Annotated in this window: 20 protein-coding genes; 17 read left to right on the forward strand and 3 right to left on the reverse strand. The window is 57.6% G+C overall.

Features of this window, described 5'->3' with window-relative positions:
• Positions 1-25 precede the first annotated feature (25 nt).
• From P3C18_RS11300 to P3C18_RS11325, 6 genes are all read left to right on the forward strand, one after another.
• A complete protein-coding gene (locus P3C18_RS11300) occupies positions 26-298 on the forward strand; it encodes a hypothetical protein (protein WP_275961960.1) in 273 nt (90 codons plus the stop codon).
• A gap of 93 nt (positions 299-391) precedes the next feature.
• Complete coding sequence (locus P3C18_RS11305) at positions 392-1360, forward strand: DUF932 domain-containing protein (protein WP_275961961.1); 969 nt, start codon at positions 392-394, stop codon at positions 1358-1360.
• A 74-nt stretch (positions 1361-1434) separates the two neighbouring features.
• Positions 1435-2436, forward strand: coding sequence for a lambda-exonuclease family protein (locus tag P3C18_RS11310; protein WP_275961962.1), 1002 nt, complete (start codon positions 1435-1437; stop codon positions 2434-2436).
• Between the two features lie 89 nt (positions 2437-2525).
• A complete protein-coding gene (locus P3C18_RS11315) occupies positions 2526-3422 on the forward strand; it encodes a hydrolase or metal-binding protein (protein ID WP_275961963.1) in 897 nt (298 codons plus the stop codon).
• Between the two features lie 43 nt (positions 3423-3465).
• Entirely contained in the window at positions 3466-3648 is a 183-nt protein-coding gene (locus tag P3C18_RS11320) for a hypothetical protein (protein ID WP_275962054.1), read from the forward strand.
• Between the two features lie 90 nt (positions 3649-3738).
• The gene (locus tag P3C18_RS11325; RefSeq protein ID WP_275961964.1) at positions 3739-4062 is read left to right on the forward strand and encodes a hypothetical protein; all 324 of its coding nucleotides are present in this window, start codon (positions 3739-3741) and stop codon (positions 4060-4062) included.
• A gap of 8 nt (positions 4063-4070) precedes the next feature.
• On the opposite strand, the gene P3C18_RS11330 is transcribed toward P3C18_RS11325, so the two are convergent.
• Entirely contained in the window at positions 4071-4418 is a 348-nt protein-coding gene (locus P3C18_RS11330) for a helix-turn-helix transcriptional regulator (protein ID WP_275961965.1), read from the reverse strand.
• 138 nt (positions 4419-4556) lie between these two features.
• Here P3C18_RS11330 and P3C18_RS11335 point away from each other — a divergent pair, with 138 nt between their 5' ends.
• Positions 4557-4910: a hypothetical protein gene (locus P3C18_RS11335; protein ID WP_275961966.1), complete on the forward strand. Its 354-nt coding sequence runs from the start codon at positions 4557-4559 to the stop codon at positions 4908-4910.
• Positions 4911-4942: 32 nt separating this feature from the next.
• Positions 4943-5746 (forward strand): hypothetical protein, encoded by an 804-nt coding sequence (locus P3C18_RS11340; protein WP_275961967.1) that lies wholly within the window; start codon positions 4943-4945, stop codon positions 5744-5746.
• Positions 5747-5987: 241 nt separating this feature from the next.
• Here the strand turns inward: P3C18_RS11340 and P3C18_RS11345 are convergent, their stop codons facing one another.
• A complete protein-coding gene (locus P3C18_RS11345; RefSeq protein WP_275961968.1) occupies positions 5988-7469 on the reverse strand; it encodes a SulP family inorganic anion transporter in 1482 nt (493 codons plus the stop codon).
• A 623-nt stretch (positions 7470-8092) separates the two neighbouring features.
• Here P3C18_RS11345 and P3C18_RS11350 point away from each other — a divergent pair.
• The 7 genes from P3C18_RS11350 (at position 8093) to P3C18_RS11380 (ending at position 17437) form a co-directional block, all read left to right on the forward strand.
• Positions 8093-8605: a hypothetical protein gene (locus P3C18_RS11350; RefSeq protein WP_275961969.1), complete on the forward strand. Its 513-nt coding sequence runs from the start codon at positions 8093-8095 to the stop codon at positions 8603-8605.
• A gap of 426 nt (positions 8606-9031) precedes the next feature.
• Entirely contained in the window at positions 9032-10537 is a 1506-nt protein-coding gene (locus P3C18_RS11355; protein WP_275961970.1) for a DNA cytosine methyltransferase, read from the forward strand.
• Complete coding sequence (locus P3C18_RS11360) at positions 10503-12182, forward strand: hypothetical protein (RefSeq protein ID WP_275961971.1); 1680 nt, start codon at positions 10503-10505, stop codon at positions 12180-12182. The genes P3C18_RS11355 and P3C18_RS11360 overlap by 35 nt, the downstream gene beginning before the upstream one ends.
• A gap of 3 nt (positions 12183-12185) precedes the next feature.
• Positions 12186-13850 carry a DUF2357 domain-containing protein gene (locus tag P3C18_RS11365; protein WP_275961972.1) on the forward strand — a complete coding sequence of 555 codons (1665 nt, stop codon included), beginning with the start codon at positions 12186-12188 and terminating at the stop codon, positions 13848-13850.
• 313 nt (positions 13851-14163) lie between these two features.
• Positions 14164-15510, forward strand: coding sequence for a hypothetical protein (locus P3C18_RS11370; protein ID WP_275961973.1), 1347 nt, complete (start codon positions 14164-14166; stop codon positions 15508-15510).
• The gene (locus P3C18_RS11375; protein ID WP_275961974.1) at positions 15511-15903 is read left to right on the forward strand and encodes a hypothetical protein; all 393 of its coding nucleotides are present in this window, start codon (positions 15511-15513) and stop codon (positions 15901-15903) included.
• 763 nt (positions 15904-16666) lie between these two features.
• The gene (locus P3C18_RS11380) at positions 16667-17437 is read left to right on the forward strand and encodes a sulfite exporter TauE/SafE family protein (protein ID WP_275961975.1); all 771 of its coding nucleotides are present in this window, start codon (positions 16667-16669) and stop codon (positions 17435-17437) included.
• Between the two features lie 3 nt (positions 17438-17440).
• Here the strand turns inward: P3C18_RS11380 and P3C18_RS11385 are convergent, their stop codons facing one another.
• Positions 17441-18433, reverse strand: coding sequence for an AraC family transcriptional regulator (locus P3C18_RS11385; RefSeq protein ID WP_275961976.1), 993 nt, complete (start codon positions 18431-18433; stop codon positions 17441-17443).
• Between the two features lie 445 nt (positions 18434-18878).
• Here P3C18_RS11385 and P3C18_RS11390 point away from each other — a divergent pair, with 445 nt between their 5' ends.
• A complete protein-coding gene (locus P3C18_RS11390) occupies positions 18879-19733 on the forward strand; it encodes a MaoC/PaaZ C-terminal domain-containing protein (RefSeq protein WP_275961977.1) in 855 nt (284 codons plus the stop codon).
• A 93-nt stretch (positions 19734-19826) separates the two neighbouring features.
• Positions 19827-20591, forward strand: coding sequence for a hypothetical protein (locus tag P3C18_RS11395; protein ID WP_275961978.1), 765 nt, complete (start codon positions 19827-19829; stop codon positions 20589-20591).
• Positions 20592-20602 lie beyond the last annotated feature (11 nt).

Consider the following 20602-nt stretch of genomic DNA (forward strand, 5'->3'; position numbering starts at 1 on the left):
AAAAGTCGCCTCCTTCCATCACGCCATGAAAATCGGTGCGGCCATCGGCACCGTCGGTGGTGCTGCGCGTGGCGTTAGCGCTGCACTGGCTGGCGGCCAAGCAGGTGCGCTGATTGGCGCTATCGCCGGCCCTGTTGGTATCACGCTCGGTGCGGTATCAGGTGCCATCCTCGGCGGCCTGGCCGGCGGGGTTGGTGGCTGTGCGCTCGGCGCGCAGCTGGGCGATACGCTCGACCGCCACGTATTGGCCCACAACCTCTGCCTGCTCTGCGGTCATCGCTTCAACCTGCCGGCCTGATTTCGGCACCACCTCCCCTTCATTTCAATCGTCCGGACGGTGCTGCGCAGGGCGCGGCGCTTTATGCCGGCATGCACCCAAAGGAATCTCATCATGGCTCATCTCGTCGAAACTATGGCCTACGCTGGCGCTGCCCCGTGGCACGGCCTGGGCAATCAGCTCACGCAAAAACAACCCATCGAAGTCTGGCAACGCGAAGCCGGCATGAACTGGCAGATCCAGGAGTCGCCTGTACATTTCAAATCAGATGCCGTCGGCCACCTAGGCGCTATCCACTCGTTCCCTGAGCAGAAAGTGTTGTTCCGCTCGGATACCAAAGCACCACTATCCGTGGTCTCCAATCGCTATCACACCGTGCAACCGCGCGAGGTGCTGGAGTTCTACCGGGATCTCACCGAGGTCTCTGGCTACGAGCTGGAAACCGCTGGCGTGCTTAAAGGCGGACGCAAGTTCTGGGCGCTAGCACGTACCGGTCAAGGCGCTGCAATAAAGGGTAATGACCAGGTAAACGGCTATCTGCTGCTGGCCACATCCTGCGACGGCACCCTGGCCACAACAGCAACTCCAACCACGGTACGGGTGGTGTGCAACAACACCTTGACCATCGCCCTTGACGGCACCAGCCGCGCCATCAAGGTGCCGCACAACACGCGCTTCGATCCGAACGCGGTAAAGAAACAGCTCGGCATCGCCATCTCGCAATGGGACGACTTTATGTACCGCATGCGTGCGCTGGCCGAGCGCAAGGTGCAGTGGCATGAGGCGCTGGGCTTCTTTATGAACGTGCTGTGCGAGACCAATCCGACGGGCGCACTGCCGGAGGTGCTGCCCAACGAGCGTGCCCTGCGCAAGGTTCAGGAGCTATATGAAGGCCGTGGCCGGGGCAGTCAGCTGGACTCGGCACGTGGCACCGCCTGGGGCCTGCTCAACTCCGTGACCGAGTTTGTCGATCATGAGCGCCGTGCACGCAGCAATGAGTACCGCATGGACTCGGCCTGGTTCGGCCAGGGCGCGCAGATCAAGCAACGTGCCCTGGACACCGCTCTGCAACTGGTCGCCTGACCGCTCACTTACCCCATAACGCCCGATCAACCTAGTTGCTGATCGGGCGTTCCTATTTCCGCAAGGTGAATCCAATGACAGCTACTCCGTTGAGCAGCACCAGCAAGGCGCGCCCGGCGCTGCGCTTAATCAGTACCAAGGAACTACCGCGTGAAGATTGGTTGGCGGTGCGTAAGCAGGGTATTGGCAGCTCGGATGCTGGTGCCGCAGTGGGCCTTAATCCCTATAAATCGCAGCTAGAACTATGGATGGAGAAAACCGGTCGCGACACCACGCTACCCAAGGCCGACCCGCACGACGAAGAAAGCCCGATGTACTGGGGCAATGTCCTCGAGCCGGTCGTGGCTTGGCACTACAGCAAACGCACGAAGAACAGGGTGCGGCGCATCAACGCTGTGCTGCAACACCCTGACCCTGAGCTGCCCTGGATGCTGGCCAACATCGACCGCGAGGTGATCGGTGCTGACGATGTGCAGATTCTCGAATGCAAGACAGCCGGCATAAACGGCGCACGCCTCTGGAAAGAAGGTGTGCCCGAGTATGTGGAGCTGCAGGTGATGCACCAGCTCGCCGTCACCGGTAAGCAGGCTGCAGATGTGGCGGTGTTGCTGGGTGGCCAGACGCTGGAGATCCACCGCATCGAACGTGACGAGCAGATGATTGCTCGCCTGATCGAGCTGGAGCGTAAGTTCTGGCACTACGTCGAGACCGACACGCCACCGCCTGCTGATGGCTCAGCCTCGGCTGAAATGGCGCTCCGCTGCCTCTATCCGGAAGACAACGGCAAGACCGTCGATTTCAGTGGCCGTGCCGGTTTGGCAGCGGCCTACCTTGAGTTGAAGGCGGTGCGCCAATCCATCAGCGAGAAGGAAGCGCGCGAGGCCCAGCTCAAGCAGATGCTGCAGCAGGCCATGGGTGATGCCACCCGCGCAGAGTTCAGCCACGGCTTTATCAGTTGGAAGAAATCTAAGGACAGCAACGAGCTCGATGTAACCCAGCTGCTCAAAGACAAGCCCTACCTTCAGGTTCGCTACAACAAGATCAAAGAAGGCAGCCGGCGCTTCCTGCTCGGCTGATCCCAGTCTGCTCAACCATTCCCTCCCTTGGCCAGTCCATGCAGTTAACGCTGCGTGGCTGGCCTTTTTTCGTTTGCAGGAGAACCACTATGCTCAAAGGTCTGGTTATCACCCCGCCGGTACTCGGGCGAATTTCCATCGGCAAGGTCGTCGAGAAGAACGGCAAACGCCTGCCGGAAAAGGATGATCAATTCACCATCACCTCACAGGTGCAAGGTAAGGACGGCTGGCTGCTGCACCCGCTCAATGACGAGCTGCGCAAAAGCCAGGAAGACAAACTGCGAAGCATCCCAGTGCGTCTGCTGTTCAACGAACCGGAGCTGAACTTTCGTGCTGACTACACGCTGTTTGATCGGCAGTCCGGACGACCGCTGTGCGTGGGTAATGGCGAGACCTGCAAACGTCTAACCCAGGACGGTATGCAGTCTTTACCCTGTCCGTCGCCAGATGCTTGCCCGCTGGCCAAAGGCGGTGCTTGCAAGCCCTATGGCCGACTGAACGTGCTGATCGGCGATGACGATCCGCTCGGCAGCTTTGTGTTCCGCACCACCGGCTTCAACAGCATCCGCACCTTGGCTGCACGCCTGCATTACTTCCAGGCTATTTCCGGCAATCGGCTGGCCTGCCTGCCGTTGGAACTGCGTCTGCGTGGTAAATCGACACGCCAGAGCCATGGCACCCCGATCTTCTACGTCGATCTCACGGTGCGTACCGGCATGGAAGTGGCCGAGGCGTTGCTGACTGCCAACGAACTAGACGCACAACGGCAAACGGCTGGCTTTGATCAGGTTGCGCTGGATGAGGCGGCACGACGTGGTTTTGGCAACGGTGCGTTCGAGGACAGCGAAGAAGACAGCGGCGCAGTGATTGAAGAGTTCTTTTCCAGTACGGATAAAGCGTCCACCAGCCCCCAAAGCGAAACGCCGCACCCAAGCCCTAGCTCACTGGCCGGCAAGCTGGAAGTGCTAGCGACTCAAACCCACTGACCTAACGCCTGCCTGGGATCGGGTGGGCACTTGGAGATCCGTGATGACGCTATTTCGATTTCTACTCAGTTTATTTGCGTTTATCGGCGCACTGGCGGCAGCCGGCGCGCTGGTCATCAGCGTTGTGCTGATGCTGCGTTTTCCACCGTTGCTTATCGCTGTGTTGCTGGCCTGTTGGCTTCTACATCGACTGCTGAAAATGCTGCACACCACCAGCCACGAATGAACCGTAAACAACACTGCAGCACCGCAGTAATGACCCACAACCAGCGGCCAAGTAACCACTAGCCGCCCTCAACTAAACAGGAGGTTAACGATGATCACGCCGTGTTTGATCTGCGACTCCAAGGCCATTCTGACCCGTGGGGCCGCCATGGGTACTGCCCTGCTGGCCGGGCTGGTCAATGCAGCTATTCAGGGAGCCCAACGCGGACATACCGAAGCGCATGACGGTACTGGCCACAACTTGCTGTTGGACGGACTGGCTGAAATTGCCCCTGCCTATCCCCAGGCTATGGCTGCAGCTGAAGATGTGGCCAAGTATCACTTCGCCGGTTTCGACTGCCTTTGCCTACGCTGTGGCGCGCGATACAACGATGGGGCACTAGACGCTACGGAAGCTCCTAGAAAGCAGCAGTGAACCATTACTTAATCGCGGCCTAATCGCTCAACAAGGCGCTCCACCACACCTATAACCAGCGCGCGGTCTTCCACACCAAGAGTGGAAAGCAAGTCATGGAGCCTGCGTGCCTGATCTTCCGGACGCGAACTGCCCTCCGTAAGCAGCTCAGCCGCCTCGCAACCAAATATCGACGCCAGCTCAACCAGCCGCTCGACGTTCGGCATGACAACCCCGCGCTCAATGCGCGACACCGCCTCACCACCAATCCCAAGTGCCTCGGCGACTTGCTCCTGACTCAGCTTGCTACGTATGCGCTGGCGGGCGATGGCCTTACCGACAAGCTCCGCCAGTTCCTGCGAATCGTTCTTTGACATTCCACCCTCCAGGACAACCTGAATGGTCGAGTACCACCCTGTTGACATGAAGGACTTCGCAAGCTGATATTCACCTCAAAAGGTTGTTTAACCACTCAAAACACCAACGAGCACGACTCACGCAGGGAGCTGGAAACCATGAACGTAGTAACCGGATTAAACGAAGCAGTGATCGAGGGATTTCTGAAGAAAAGAGTGTCCTTTGAGGTTGTTGGCCTCAGGGGAAATTTCATGGAGGGCATCAAGCTGGTCGAAACCAAAGTCGAAGCGCTGGGTATGAAATGCCGGGTAAAAAGCGATACGAAAAGTGCCCTTGCCCAGGGCGGAACCATCGGCGCACTCGCCAGCTTGGCATCACTACCGGTTTCGCTAACTGTTCTTTCGATTACAGCAGCCGCCAGCGCCGGCCATAGCCTTCTGACCCGTAACCCAGACTACGAAGTCCTCAAGGACTACGTGAATAAGAAGCTCAAGGTCGTTTACAAGAAATAGCCTCGTGCCCCATATCCGAGAGTGAAAAAGCAATGACAAAACTTATCACCGCAACGCTGATGCTCCTGCTCATGGGTGGGACCATGGCCCAAGCACAACAAACAGATTTCACCCTGCATTACAGAACACCAGGAACGATGTGGCCCGACGAAATGTCGCCTAACGGCCTCCCAGTAGCTTTTCCCTGCAGCGTTGACGCTGCCATGTACAAGATGAAGAAAACGGTGACATGCACATGGATAAAGTTCGCACGGCAGCTCACCTGGCACGACGCCGAAAGAAATAAGAACATGTGGATGTCGAATCGCGTTGCCGGCATTTGTCGGCGTGGCGTATGCCAGAGCGACGGGACTCGCGTCGGCAATATCCCATTTGACACTGACTTCAACTTATCGACTTGGTATTACATCGGCCAGAGCACTGACGGTAAGGTAGTGGCGTACCTGCAAGGCCATGGTCCGACCTATAACCAGCCTGCTGTCAGCTATGTAGACGCCGGCAAGACACTGGTGGAGTTCTACGAGATATCTGGGGCTCAGTCAAAAGACATCATCACAACGATGGATTGGCGCTACGAAGGCGGCTGGAAGCAATTTCTGGCAGATCAGGGTGGCGAGAGTGAACCGACTGGCACCTTTACGGATGAAGTCAAAGAGGCTTGGTGCAACCCGCGCATGGACGACGATTGCTCCGTCAACGGCAAGCCTGTAGCGAAGGCTGACTTGGGTAAGTATCTGCCAACTGTCGACCCTGACGAGTTCGAAGCCAGTGGCGGAATCTGCGAGTATCCGATCTGTTACGACAAGAACCACAAGCCTGTAGGTATCCGTCGCTAAGACCGTATGGCATACGGAGAATGAGCAAAGAGGGAGGCAATACCCTCCCTCTTTGCTGGCATCGATTTTATTTTTGGTCGTAGGTGGTTTGTATCTAGATCAACCCAAATTTGTGGAAAGAATTGAGTGCCTTCTTTCGGCCAGAAACGGTCACTCATCTCAGGCTGCTTTCGCCCCAAAGCGGAGGTCAGTATTGGGGGACACCTAAACCTTGTTACAGATCAATGCTCCCCCTTTAGTCTCAATGCTGTAACAGGTCAGTCTGCGCCTCAGGCTTGTCATGCACACCGAAGCGGTCAACCAGTGTGGCGCTGGCCTTGTTAAGTCCAACCAGATCTACCTGCACGCCGTTGCCACGGAACTTGATAACGACCTTGTCCAGCACCCCGACGGCGGTGATGTCCCAAAAGTGGGCGCGCGAGAGGTCAATCACGACATTTTCGACGGTTTCTTTCACATCGAAGGCATCAGCGAAGCGGTCAGAAGAGGCAAAGAAAACCTGGCCTATTACATCGTAGCGACGGGTTTCATCTTGCCGCTCTGTCTCGATAACCAGCAGCCGACCAATCTTGTTCGCGAAGAACATGGCAGCCAGCAGCACGCCAGCGAAAACGCCATAGGCAAGGTTGTGCGTCCATACCACGACCACTACCGTCACGATCATCACCAGGTTGGTCGACATAGGGTGATCCTTGAGATTGCGGATCGATCCCCAGCTAAACGTGCCTATCGAAACCATGATCATCACCGCAACCAGCGCGGCCATTGGGATCTGCCCAACCCACTCACTGAGAAACACCACCATCAGCAACAGAACGCTGCCCGCGACCAATGCCGATAGGCGACCACGGCCACCAGATTTAACGTTGATCACCGATTGACCGATCATTGCGCAACCGGCCATGCCGCCGAGCAGACCCGAGGCGATGTTGGCAATGCCCTGCCCCTTGCACTCACGGTTCTTGTCGCTCGGCGTGTCGGTCATCTCATCGACGATGGTGGCGGTCATCAGCGACTCCAGCAGACCGACCACGGCCAATGCGGCGGAATAAGGCAGGATGATCAGCAGTGTGTCGATATTCAGCGGTACTTCCGGCCAGAGGAAAACCGGCAGAGTGTCCGGCAGTTCGCCCATATCACTGACGGTACGAATATCCAGCCCCAGAACCATGGCCACGCTAGTCAGCAGCAGGATGCAGACCAGGGGTGAGGGCAGTACCTTGCCCAACACGGGTACGTAGGGGAACAGATAGATGATGCCAAGGCCTGCTGCGGTCATGGCATAGACATGCCAGGTGACGTTGGTCAGTTCAGGTAGCTGAGCCATGAAAATCAGGATGGCCAGGGCATTGACGAAACCTGTGACCACCGAGCGCGAAACGAAGCGCATCAGTGAGCCAAGCTGGAGGTAACCCGCACCGATCTGAAATACGCCGCACAGCAGCGTTGCCGCGAGCAGGTATTGCAGACCGTGCTCTTTCACCAGAGTGACCATCAACAGTGCCATTGCGCCGGTGGCAGCGGAAATCATCCCTGGGCGACCACCGACGAAGGCTATTACCACGGCAATACAGAACGAAGCATAGAGGCCGACTTTCGGGTCAACCCCAGCGATGATCGAAAAGGCGATGGCTTCGGGGATTAAGGCCAGGGCGACAACCAGTCCGGCAAGTACATCACCACGGATATTGAACAACCAGGTTTGTTTAAGTGCTTGAAGCATAAGAAATCCCAAAGCAATAGGTCACACAGCACAACGCAGCAAGATGTGGCGTGGCGAGACCGGTTCAAATTGTCAGAGTTGAGAAGCTGTGAGCGGCGTTAGAAGCGGATCAACAGCAGAAGGAAACCGCCAGCAAAACAAGCAGTTTCAGATGACGCGAGGGGGGCGAAGCGCTATGGCGGCGTAGGCAGCCAGTTGGTTTTTTGCAGAGTAGCCATGGTTTTTCGATTGCGTCAGGTCACTATTCGAGCGGGCTACGATACAGCACCCCCGTTTATTTTTCGAGCCTTGGCATTCCCGTAGCGGTGATCAGAGTTCATTGGCTTAGGGCGGTTTTCGCCTGATTGCAAGCAGTCAGACGGCTGCTTCTGGCCGATTCTGTTGAAAAAGTCGGGGGTTGAGGGTGCTGCTTATCGTCAGCTAAAAAGTCGCTCGCTTTCGGTGTTGCTACGTAAAAACCAAGGCAGCTCCGTCTTCTGAGTGAACCAGATTTCAACGTCGCTATGGATCTTTCAGGGGTAGGAATCGCGACGGGACTTTTTCACAAGAATCGGCCAGAAGCAGCCGGTGGTCATCTACCATGCAGCCGTTGCCGCAAGCCCTTAGCCAGGAGCCCTCAAACCATGCTGCCCCCCGCAGAATCCCGCGATACGGAAAGTGATGAAACCGATCCCGTGATTGGCATCCTTCGACAAGCAAAGCAGCTCGCCTGCCAATACTACGAACTGACGGGGAAGCCGCTGGGTGTGACAGGCGAAATTGCGGAGTTTGAAGCGGCGCGACTCCTGGGCCTGACTCTTCACGTCGCTCGAACTGCTGGTTACGACGCGACTGAAATCCGCAATGGCCAGCCATACAAGATCCAGATCAAGGGGAGGTGCATCACGAACACCAATGCCCGGCATGCCGGACGGATGGGGTCTATCAACCTCAATCAAGAATTCGACAGCGTAATGCTGGTGCTACTCGATCACGAATTCAACGCTTTCGCTATCTACGAGGCCACCCGAGGCCTCTGCGAAGAGCTGATACACGCTGAGGGGTCGGTAGCCCGGAATGTGAGAGGCTCGTTGGCGATCAGCCAGTTTAAGTCGCGTGGAACGCTACGTTGGGTTCGAGAGGAACCGCGTAAATGATTAAGGAATTTGTCGCCAAGGATACCTGTGACCCTGCTTCCAGGCATTCCCCTGCCTCGATTCTCTTAAATGACAAAACATATAGTCGCGCAACTTGGTCTCCCTGCTAGCGTGGCTGCTCATGCCAAAGGCAATGACCGCTGGCCTAGAAGCTGGTGCAAAGGTATGCCCTATGGTGCAAAATGGCACCACTATCATCATCGGTTTCCAGCTTATGGCTCGCCTCCCCATCACTCCTGACCGTAAGACCGTCAGGACCTCAGTCATGCTGCCTGAGGACGTCCACTTCCAGGTACAAGCTCTGGCCGACGCGAATCAAGTTTCGTCTGCCTGGGTCATCCGCATGGCGGTGCAGCGCTTCCTGGACGAGCACCAGGGACAGCTGGAGTTGCCCCTTCGCATGTCTGCGCGTCAAGGATCTGATTCATGAGTAAAGATGTCATTATTCGTAAGCTGGAGCGTCTCCGAGCATCATCAAAGCCCCGCGTATTGGATCTGTTCTCCGGTTGTGGTGGTCTCTCACTAGGCTTTGAATCTGCAGGTTTCGAAATGCGGGGTTCCGTTGAGTTCGATCCTGCTGCAGCCAGATCACATGGTCTGAATTTTCATGGCGGCGCAGAAGTACACAGCCAGCCGATTGACATAACAAAGACCACACCGGCTGATCTTTGCCGCCAGCTTGACCTGGGTAATGTTGCAGACGCTTTCGATATCGTTGTGGGCGGACCTCCCTGCCAAGCATTTGCCCGAGTGGGCAGATCCAAACTCCGCGAGATTGAGGAGCATCCTGAAGCGTTCATTCATGACCCACGCGCTCAGCTCTATAAGAAATACCTGGAATACGTGGATGCGTTCCAGCCGCTGGCCGTGCTGATGGAGAATGTCCCCGACATCCTGAACCACGGCGGCCAGAACATAGCCGAAGAGACCTGCGAAGTCCTGGAAGCCAAAGGCTATGTCTGCGGCTACACACTACTCAACGCTGCGTTTTATGGCGTTCCACAGATGCGGGAGCGGATGTTCCTGATTGCATACCGGCACGAATTGGGAGCGAAAGTTTCGTTCCCCTCTCCCAGCCACTGGCTGATACTGCCCCCTGGATATGAGGGTTCGCGCTCCGTAGCACTCAAGTCTTTACGAAATTTAGCCGATGAGGCTCACTCCTACATCGAACCACCAGCTGCAACCCCGGACCTCCCACCCGCAGTAACAGCTAAGGACGCACTAGACGACCTCCCAGCCATCAACGCTCGGGAGCTTCTTGCTGCCGGAAAGATCACCCGTGGCGCGCGCCGCTTCGACAGCGCAGTGAGCTACAGCCGCAGGAAGCCTTCTACCTATGCAGAACTGATGCGCTCGTGGCCAGGCCATGAAGCTTCCAAGGACGGGCTTACGGATCATGTTATCCGCTACCTACCACGGGACTACGAGCTGTTTGCTCGCATGAACCCAGGTGACCAGTATCCTGAGGCATATACGCATGCCATTGAAATGTTCCAGGAACGCCTAGCCATTGCGCGTGCCCGCGGTGAAAAGCTCGCTGAGGGATCGATAGGCTACAAGGCACTCGAAGCCTCCATAGTGCCGCCATATGACGTAAGCAAATTCCCAAATAAGTGGCGCAAGATGTGGCGCGACCAACCTGCACGCACGCTATTGGCCCATCTAGGCAAGGATGGCTACAGCCACATCCATTACGACAGCAAACAGGCCCGGACCATTTCGGTTCGCGAGGCGGCACGCCTGCAATCCTTCCCGGACGGCTTCAGCTTCAGCGGCACAATGAACCCTGCCTTCAAGCAGATCGGTAACGCGGTGCCGCCTCTGATGGCCAAAGCACTAGCCACCCACATGAAGCAGACTATCAAGCAGGCAATCATGCAAAAGGATAAGTTAGATGAGCCTCGTCGAGCGGCAACGACAGTTTCTTGAAGCTGCTCAGCAGCACTTCGGCACATCAAAGGCTGTCCGCCCGCGAGAGCTGTTTGGAGTTTCTAACAGTGCCAAGATTATTGAAGGTGGTATTCAGCTTGGCGTAGTCAACTTGGATACGGTCAAAGAAGACATCGAGGCATTGATTTTTGGCTGCGTCCTCCGGTTCCCGCCAGAGGATGAGGTTTATTTTGCCGTTCTGGTTCGCAAGGACAAATCTAAATTCCTTGAACGGCTAGCGGAGATGAAACGCCTCGGGCTCGCTTCAAAGAGTCAGGCCGAAGAAGCTGACTTCACGCTGGAAACCTCTGGAGATAACGATGAGTCTTCCGAGGCACCAGGCAGCCCTATCAAGTACAGTGCCCGGAACAACGTGGCAACGATCTACTTAGCCAGTGATGGCCGCTTGTGGCTACGCAACGCTAAATTCTGGGATAGCCTGAATCTCGATTTAACACCTTTTGGGCCGTCCACAGAACCCGATGAGATTGTTGTAGCCCTGTACCCGCCGACAGCATCAGCAAGGCGTAGCTTGCTTGCCCGCGAGTTCATCGGCTGGCTAGGCAGCCTAGTCGGCAGGGAGAAAATTCACGAACTCCCCGTCTGGACGGATACTGCGACGCTCAGCCCCGATATGCGTCGTATGCCGCCAAGCATTTCGATTGAAGAAATAGAGGCCGCCGTCAAAGGTCTAGGGGGGCACTATCCGAATGGAGAAATCCGGCGGTTTCATGCAGCGCTGAACTTCCTGGAGCACAAGCACTTCGTGATCCTCTCTGGCCTATCAGGCACAGGAAAGACACAACTGGCGTTGAAATATGCACGTGCGGTTCACGGACTGACTTCGAACACAGCCACCAATCCGCTGCTTTTTGAGTGCCCGGTTCGCCCAGAGTGGACTGACCCCACGGGACTAACGGGCTACTACGATGTGCTTACGAACCGATATGTCGTGCCAACTTTCCTAGAAGCCGTGATGGTTGCGACAGCACACCGGGACTCTCCGGTATTTGTAATCCTCGACGAGATGAACCTTGCGCGAGTTGAGTACTATCTGTCTGACATATTGTCCGCTATCGAAACCAGGGGAGCCCTGCAATTGCACTCCAACGGGGTACCACTGGAGGGCACCACCGGGGCAAGTGTACGGGCCGAGATCCCTCTACCCACGAACCTGTTCATCATCGGCACAATTAACGTCGACGAGACGACTAACCCAGTCAGCGATAAAGTTCTCGACCGGGCATCAGTGATCGACATGTCTACGGTTGACGTATCAGGCTTCATGGCCTCACTGACCGACCGATACCCAGAACTGCAGAATGCAAAGGAGGCGGCAGAACCAAAACTGACCGAAATCCACAAACTCTTGGAGCATTACGGCCTAGGGTTCGGTTACCGGGTTATTGAAGAGTTTGTGCGATACCACGCCTTCGACGCCGAGCACCTGCAAAATCCGACCGGCAGTGTGACGGACCAACTGCTGGTACAAAAAGTATTGGTTAAGCTGCGTGGCGCAGAGCGCCAGCGCCCCCTACTCAACGCCCTGGAAAAGGCTTGCGAAGGTCTCCCGCACGCTCAGAAATATGTTCACAAACTACTGAGCGATCTGGATGAATTCGGCTCCTTCCAGGCGATGCGCTGAGAAATGACAGCACTATACGTCCAGGGCGAAGGCGGTGGGCCTGCGTGGCAGGTCTGGCCTTCGCAGGATGTAATCCCTAGCGGCTCAGTCAAGGAAGCCTCTTCCTACCTATTTGAACTGCGCGATAGCGACGATGCACTTGCCGCAGATCTTCTGATCGACGATGTCCCTATCGAGGCTTTACGTTCGCGCCAGCCACGCGTTGCACGCTGGCGCTGGACTCCAGGTTTCCATGCCGGCTCTGTAGAAGTAGCACTGCGCCTGCCGGGCGCAGAAGTGCGCCGATTTGAAATCACTACTGATCCAGATCTTCGCAAGCTCACCCGTAACGACTTTGACACTATGGTGCGCGAAGTCCTAGAAGACACCTTCGCTCTTTTCTCGCTCAGCGCCTTCCGTAAGAGTATTGCCCGCCAAACTGTAAGCAAGCCACCACCACTGGCTCGGCTGGAGTTCTTGCGCTCGAGAGCCGAGGAGATTACGCAGACAATCGCAGCGATCAACCGCTCACCCAGGCATTTTCTACGTGCCGAGCAGGTTACGGTGCCCTCTCACCGCGCTAGACGTGCTACAGGCCCGGAAATTATTAAGTCGTTCCGATCCGGACTTATACGAACCGAAGCCACCCAACCATCTCGGTTACCTAAAGCGCTCGGCGGACGCTTGCCCGCACAAATCACAATACGCCAACGCCGTAACAGTGTAGACATTCAGGAACATCGACAGATCAAGGCATGTCTTAGGTCGTGGGCGGCTTGGCTATCTGGCGTCGCTGATGTACTTGCAAAGATAGGCCGTACCGAAGATCCGGAGATACTTACTACAGCTGGCAGTTGGGCTGTCCGTACCCGTCATATTGCGCGCCGACTCAACGATGCTGCGGGCTCAGGCTTTATGGCCGAAGTCACCGATAGTCCAGCGATGTTGCAGATGTCTTCTCTGTTTCGTAATGACCCCGTTTACCACCGCTTCTATCGACTATGGCAGGATATGAATCTGGGCCTCGCAGCTCTGTTCGGCGATTTCCTGCAGATGCCATTGGCCAGAACGTATGAGCTTTACGAGCTGTGGTGTTTTCTACGCCTACTTCGTGCAGCCGTTCAAGAGTACGGTTCAACCGGCCTCGACATGAGCAATCTGTTCGTAACCGATGCGACCGGTGGCGTGACGATTTCCGCAGGTGCCGTAACCGTTTCGGTAGGCCCCGATAAGGTCTTGTGCTTCCAACGTCAATACCGTGAGTATTGGATAGAACCAAGTGGCGAAGGCAGTTTCAGCCGAGTCATGGTTCCCGATGTAGTTCTGGCAGGTACAGGTTTCGGCAGCCCTGGGAGGCAGGTCATCATCTTGGATGCGAAATACCGCATCAATGACGGCCTGAATGACGCACTGACTTCGATCCACACATATCGCGACGCCCTGGTACAAGAGGCCGAAAGCGGCGAGATTGAAGGGATTGTTACAGCCGCCTACCTGCTAACACCGTACGCACCCGCCCTCAGTCCAGACTTCAAAACCGCCCCTGTACCGGGACGACTTTTCCATCCTCAGTACCGGGATAAGTTTCGCTTTGGTGCTATTACCCTACGCCCTGGGATGAGCAGCGACGATCTGCGAGGTAGCTTGAAAGCGATTGTCGCAGATGCTGTCAGAGCCACTGATGGCTGATGTACCTCCCTTAGAACAGCGTCAGTTCAATACGCATTTACGATTGGGCACTCCAGGCGAATCTGCACTGAGAAAGTGCCTGCATGCCCTTTCGGAGGGGGTGCATGACCCCATGCTTACAGAGCTCAAAGCTATGTTTGTCTTCCGTTGTTTTGGGGTTCTATTTGTCTATCCAAACCCAGGCCTATAAAAACTTACAAATCCGCCAAAACCTCATTCCGCAAGGCCTGCAGCAGGATTGCGCAAAAAATTGCGCAGCAAAACACGGTTATCATCTTGGCCAATCAGGGATCTTATTCAAGGATGGTACGCCATGCGTTTGGTTCGTCGGGAACATCGAAGCAATATCAGCTTAAGAAACATTGAGGCTCCGTTCTTCGCGGTGCCCAAAATCAGATCCGAACTGGCATATCAGCGTCATGGGATAGCTGGGATCGATGAGTTGGCACGGGGCAACGGCAACAGCGTAGAACTGATGCTTGCGGCGGTAGAACGCGGTGATTGGTTACTTGTCATGGATGACCCATTTAGCCCGTTGAGTGACGAGAGTGTCGGGAAGTATTCCCACATCACTGGTCGTGGCTGGAAAGCCAGCATCCCGATAGCGCAGGTACAGCAGCCGGCAAACCCGATTCAAACAGTGGGACCCGTGGCCAAGGCGCAACCCCAGGAGCCCGGTTTCTATGTAGTGCCTCAGAGCACAACTGCAGACAAGCTTGAAGCTCAACTTTTCACCTCGCCAAGTCCCGCTGTCCTCGACAAGTTCAAGACCCTCAACCCCAACTTGGGCCAGGTCAAGGCTGGCCAGATGATCATACTCAGCGACCCCAACAACATGCAGTGCACTCTCGAAGAAGCTCTGCTGATGGAGGCGGCGGCCAAGGTCAATGCGGCCTTGGAGCCCCTGACGCCTGAAGAAGCCAACTTCATGGCCCGCCACCATGACGAGATCGAATCCTTCCTTACGCACGGTGCGACATCCGTAGGCGTAGGCCATGCGGTTTTTGGCCAGCACCTGAAGGGTGTTAGCACCTCACTGAGCAGCATTGAGGCGTTGCACCAGCGAACGTTCCAGCAGCACGGGCATTTGCGATCACCTGAGTTCTTTGCCGAGCGCAAGCGGCTGTTTAGCCAGCTCGATATTCAGCTGAACTCGCTCACCAAGCGGGGCATCGGCTTCCCTGATCATCCCAATCTCAAAACCGCCCTGGGCATTTCCAGTCGCAGTTTGGTCCACCGCTGGACCAAAGCAGGAGCTCCCGACCAAATACCTGGGTATGCCACCCACATTGACGGTGTTGCCAGCGCGGCTAAATACGTCAAGCTCGGCGGCTGGATCGGGACGGCAGTTGGCGGCGGTGCGTCGTATATGAAAGTTCAGGATGTCTGCGCCGCAGGGAACACCGAGGCTTGCGCCAAAGTGAAGTATACGGAAACGGGAAGTTTTGCTGGTGGGGTCGCTGGTGGTGCTGCGGCTGGTGTTTTGTTATCTGGTACTGCAGCAGGCGCTATCTGCGCGGCACTCGGGGTTCCAACAGGAGGTTTGGGGACACTGGCATGCGGCCTTGTTGTCGTTGGAGCCGGCTCCCTGGCGGCTGGCAGCGTAGGCGGTACTATTGGTGAGAAAGCCGGTGACGCGATTTATAAGGCTGGCCGATAAATGAGTTGGTCAGCGTTAGACACTGCTTTTCTGGCCGTCGCGCTGATTGACCTAGCCGGCCTGCTCGCATTCCTGGCCATGGGCCTTTACTTGGCCTACGCGAAGCTGGACCTTATGCTGGAACACCTGATCAACTGCCCGGCAGTTTTGGCCAGGGCCCATTTAAAAAATGGAGGCCCCGCTGGCCGATTGTTTGTACTGGGTGGGATTATTGGCGTGGTGACACGGCCCGCAATCTATCTGCGCGATGGAGGAGCCATCCAAGAAGACCTAGACAACTTCCCTGCTGATCTTAAGCGCTTACTGGTCGTATATCAGACGGTAGGTTGGGTGCTACTCGGGGCGATGTTTGTGATTTTTGTGGCTGGCAAACTGACAGGCTGGCTGGACTGAACAAGCATCGCAGCAAAGCTAGGTAGTTACGGACTCCTGCAGTATTTGGCCCGCCCCGCTCATGCGCACTTCCGGCGCAATTGCTCACTAGCCCATGCCCCCAACAAACCTCCCCTACGCTTTAATTCTGCTGATAAGTCCATCAATCGAGCCTGCCAATAGCTATCAAGGCGGCTCATGCAAGGCCTACGACGTCAGCGCCACAGCGTTTGGCGGAACTATGCTGAGTAATCGCCGGTTTGATTAGAAACGAAGCACCTGCGCCCGTGGAGAGCCACGGAGCGATAACGCTGCACTTAACCATCAGATACTAGAGTGACTTGGGTGGGTCACAACCATTTCCGCGATGGACGACAATCGCTTGAAGCGAGTGTCAGAACCACTGAAATGTATAGCCCCTCCAAAGCTATGATTCCACCGTCGAGCAACTGGACAAAGCGTAAAGCAGGATGGCTATCGCTACGTACAAACCACTACGCAAAGCTTGAGTGGGGGTACATGTGGGGGGACAAAAATATTATAAAAAATAATATTCAATAAAATCAATACATTAGATTTCTAAAAAAGCCGACCACAAGCCGGCTTTTTTATGTCTGCCACCCATGGCAGCCACCCTTCGGGCCGTCGCTACGCGACGTTACAAACTGCTCCAGACAGTTTTTTATGCCTGCAATTTGATCCGTCTATGCGCCAACGACCTTGGTCGGCTTGGCCCCATCGCACGCGCTAGTTAAGCTGCTGATCTTTTGCCCGAGCCTTTGCCATGCCTGTGTCCGAGATTCTCTTGCTGGTCCTTGCCGGTTTTGCTGCCGGTGGGATGAATGCCCTGGCCGGTGGCGGCACGTTTTTCTCCTTTCCGGCGTTGCTCGCTGCGGGTCTGCCCCCAGTGACGGCCAATGCCACCAATGCCGTGGCACTGTGGCCGGCCAGCCTGGCGGGGGCCTGGGCGGCGCGGGATGCATTGCGGCCGTTGGGACGTTATCTGCTGCCGCTGCTGGCCGCCGGGCTGGCCGGCGGTTTGCTGGGCGGGCTGTTGCTGCTGGTTGGCGGCGATGCAGTGTTTGCCAAGCTGATTCCCTGGCTGCTGCTGACCGCCACCGCGCTATTTGCCGCCAGCCCCTGGCTTAGTCGCTGGTTGGCTGCCCGCCGCGCGGAGGCCACACAACCGCCGCACGGTCCACTGTCACTGGCCGCGCATGTCGGTGTATCGATCTATGGTGGCTACTTCGGTGCTGGCATGGGCATCCTGCAATTGGCGGCATTCTCCATCGAAGGTCACCCGCTGGCTCGCGCCAATGCCCTGAAAAACCTGATTTCGGCGGTGATCTACAGCGTCGCCACCGCGACTTTTATCATCGCCGGGCGGGTCAGCTGGTATGAGCTGGTGATTCTGCTGGTGGGCGCCACCGTAGGCGGCTATGTCGGCGGGGCGCTGGGCCAGCGTTTGCCGGCCAAGTTCCTGCGCCTGCTGGTGATCAGCGTGGGCAGCGGCATGACGCTGTATTACTTCTGGGCGACCTATTTCGCCCAGTAACACTCAATTTTTGCCGCGTTTGCGAAACTCCACTGGGGTTTCGCCGACCCAGCGCTTAAAGGCGCGGTAGAAGGTGCTCGGTTCGGAGAAGCCGGTGCGTTCAACGATCACCTCAATGCGCTCGTCGGTGTTGAGCAGCAGGTCCTTGGCCAGGCGACAGCGGTAGTCAGTCACCAGATCATTGAAGCGTACGCCGGCCATGGCCAGGCGCTCACGCAGTCGCCGCGCAGGCATATTCAGCCGCGCCGCCACCTGCTCTAGGGTGGCGCCACTGTCCACCAGCAACTCGCCGATCAACTCACGCACCTTGCGCACCAGGTCCAGCCGCTCGACCTCGGCCAGCTGCCGGCGCGCCAGCGACTCGTGCATGCGCAGCAGTTCTGGCGCGGCATGCCGTGAGGTCTTGTCCAGCACCGAGGCATTGAAGATCAGCGCGTAGCGCTCGCCACCCAGTTGCGCCGGGCAGCCGTAAACCTGCTGATAACGCTCGGCCGGCGCGCCGTCGGCATGCATAAATTGCACTTCATAGGGGGTGAAATCGCCTTCGGTCAGCGCATCGAACAGGCGGATTACCGCGCCGGCGAGCATTTCCGGGAAGTGCCGTGGCGTGCCGGGAATCAGCCCGAGCACCAGCACCGCGCGCTCGCCCTCCACATCCAGCTTGGCATTCAGGGTGTCGGAGAGCAGCCGCACATAGCGCAGGGCATGGCGCAGGCCTTCACCGAAGGTTTCACTGGAAAGAAACAGGTATTCCAGCAGCAGGCCGTGGAAGGCCGGCAGGTGTTGAGCCAGGTAGAGGCCGACATGCTCTTCGCCGCACTCATCGATGGCGGCTTTCCAGAACAAGGCCTGGGCGGCATGGGGGAAACGCCCGGCAGGCAAGCCACCAGGCGGCAGGCCAACGCGCGCCAGCWCTCGATCGGGGTCGGTACCGCTGGCACGCAAGGCGTCGATCACCGGGCGCATCAGCGCCACGTCGTCAGTCAGGTCACGCATGTTGAGGAATTCTTATTGTTTGCGAGGCGCGGCCATCTTAGGCAGCTTTAGGCCATGCGCTCAAGGCGTGAATCATGCTGATAAACGATTGACTGGCCTGCCGCACTGCCAGGCGATGCGGCCAATGCACGGCAGCGCTGGCCGACTAAGCTGCTGCCACCGTTCCAAGGGTCTGTTGCCGTTTCGCTCGTGGCCGCGCCGGAGCCTGTTTTAGCGCGAGGCAAGGCACGAGGAGCGCGGTTTGGTCATTCCAAATAAGCGACGAGAAACGCAGCATCGCGCTAAAACAGGCCCGGCCCTTCGGGTTGCGCGCAAAATCTCGCCATGCGGTGTTGGAGGACTTGGCAAGGGAACAACCATTACCTGCGTCCTCCGCCTGGCCTGGCGAGATTTTGCGCAGCAACGCGGCTCACGACGAAACAACAACAGACCCTAGGAGTTACCCATGGCCATCGACTGGCTCGAACTGCCCGCCCCACCTGCCCTACCTGCCCTGTTTCTGCGCGCCGCCCTGCGCCGCCGCGTGACCGGCCGCAGCCTGCCCGAGCTGGGCGTGCGCTGCCAGGTTACGGTCGATCCCAACCACCTGGCGCGCTATCGGCAGATCTGCGGCTTTGCCGATGATCACCTGCTGCCCGCGCCCTACCCGCACATCCTGGCGTTTGCCCTGCAGATGCAGTTACTCACCGACAAGCGCTTCCCCTTCCCGCTGCTCGGCCTGGTGCATCTGGAAAACCATATTCGCGTGCTGCGCCCACTCGGTGGCCTGGGGCCGTTTACCGTCAGCGTGCAGGTGCAGGACCTGCAACCCCACGACAAAGGCGCAACCTTCAGCCTGATTACCCAGCTGCACGACCAGCTCGGCCTGCTCTGGGAAGGCGACAGTCGCATCCTCTGTCGTGCTCTGCGTCTGGACGGCGCGCCGGCCGAACGCGAAGCCGAAACCGCGCTTGCGCAAACCACCCTGGCGCACTGGCGCGCGCCCGCCGATATCGGCCGGCGTTATGCGCGTATCGCTGGCGACTACAACCCGATCCACCTGTTTGCCGCCACCGCCAAGCTGTTCGGCTTTCCCCGTGCCATTGCCCATGGTCTGTGGAACAAGGGCCGTGCCCTGGCCGAACTGGGCCCGCGCCTGCCTGCCGCCGGTTATGCCGTGAGCGTGCGCTTTCAGAAACCGGTGCTGCTGCCGGCCGAGGTGCGCTTACTGGCCAGCGAGCCGGGCAGCAGCGGCCAGTTCAGCTTGCTCGGCCAGGATGACCTGGGCCATATGAGCGGCAGTTGGCGACCGCTGGACTAGGCGTTTTTTCGGGGGCGGATTATCGTGATGCCTCCCGCGCCCATGCGGTCACGGTCGACCCTAGACAACTCCAGTGGAATAGAGAGCCTCAGCATGAAAAACACCGCCGTACTTGCCACGTCCTTCGCCCTCGCTTGCACTGCACTGCAGGCCCACGCCCTGGACGCGTCCGGGCAGCGCTACGTCAATCAGCTGGTGCAGGGCGGCCCGGTGTCGATCCGCGAAGCCGCGCAGAGCATCTATCACAGCGGTTACCGGGATCAGGAAACCCTCGACGTGGCCGCCGAAGTGCTGCTGCAGAAGTACCGCAGCGCCACCGACAACACCACCTCCGACGCCCTGGCCTGGGTCTGCAAGGCCTTGGCCAGCTCGGGCAACGGCCGCTACAAGCCAGTGCTGGCCGAAGTGGTGGCCAACTCCAATAACCGCAAGCTCGACCGTCACTGCGAAAAGGCCGGCAACAGCCTCAGCGCCGGCGGCGCGCCCTACACTGCGGGCAGCGTCAATCTGGACGCCTACCGCGCCGGCAAAGGCCAACCTGCGGCCAGCAGCACCCAGGCCCTCGCGCCAGCCGCCGCACCGGCTGCCGTTGCCCAGGGCAGCGGCGCGTTCAGTGATGTGCGCACCGGCATGAGCATGGATGAAGTCAATGCGCTGCTCGGCGCACCGACCGCCACCTTCTCGCACCAGACCGGCAAGGCCTGGATTCCATTCAACTTCAAAGGCAAGGACGTCGCCCGCGTGGTGTCGCTGTACAAGGGCAAGGGGCGCATCACGTTTTCCCAGGAAAGCGTCTATGCCAACGTCTGGCGCGTGCTGGAAGTGACTAACAACCCCAACGAAAGCGGCTACCCATAACCTGCGGTATC

Source organism: Pseudomonas sp. 1928-m (assembly GCF_029269135.1).
Classification (GTDB): domain Bacteria; phylum Pseudomonadota; class Gammaproteobacteria; order Pseudomonadales; family Pseudomonadaceae; genus Aquipseudomonas.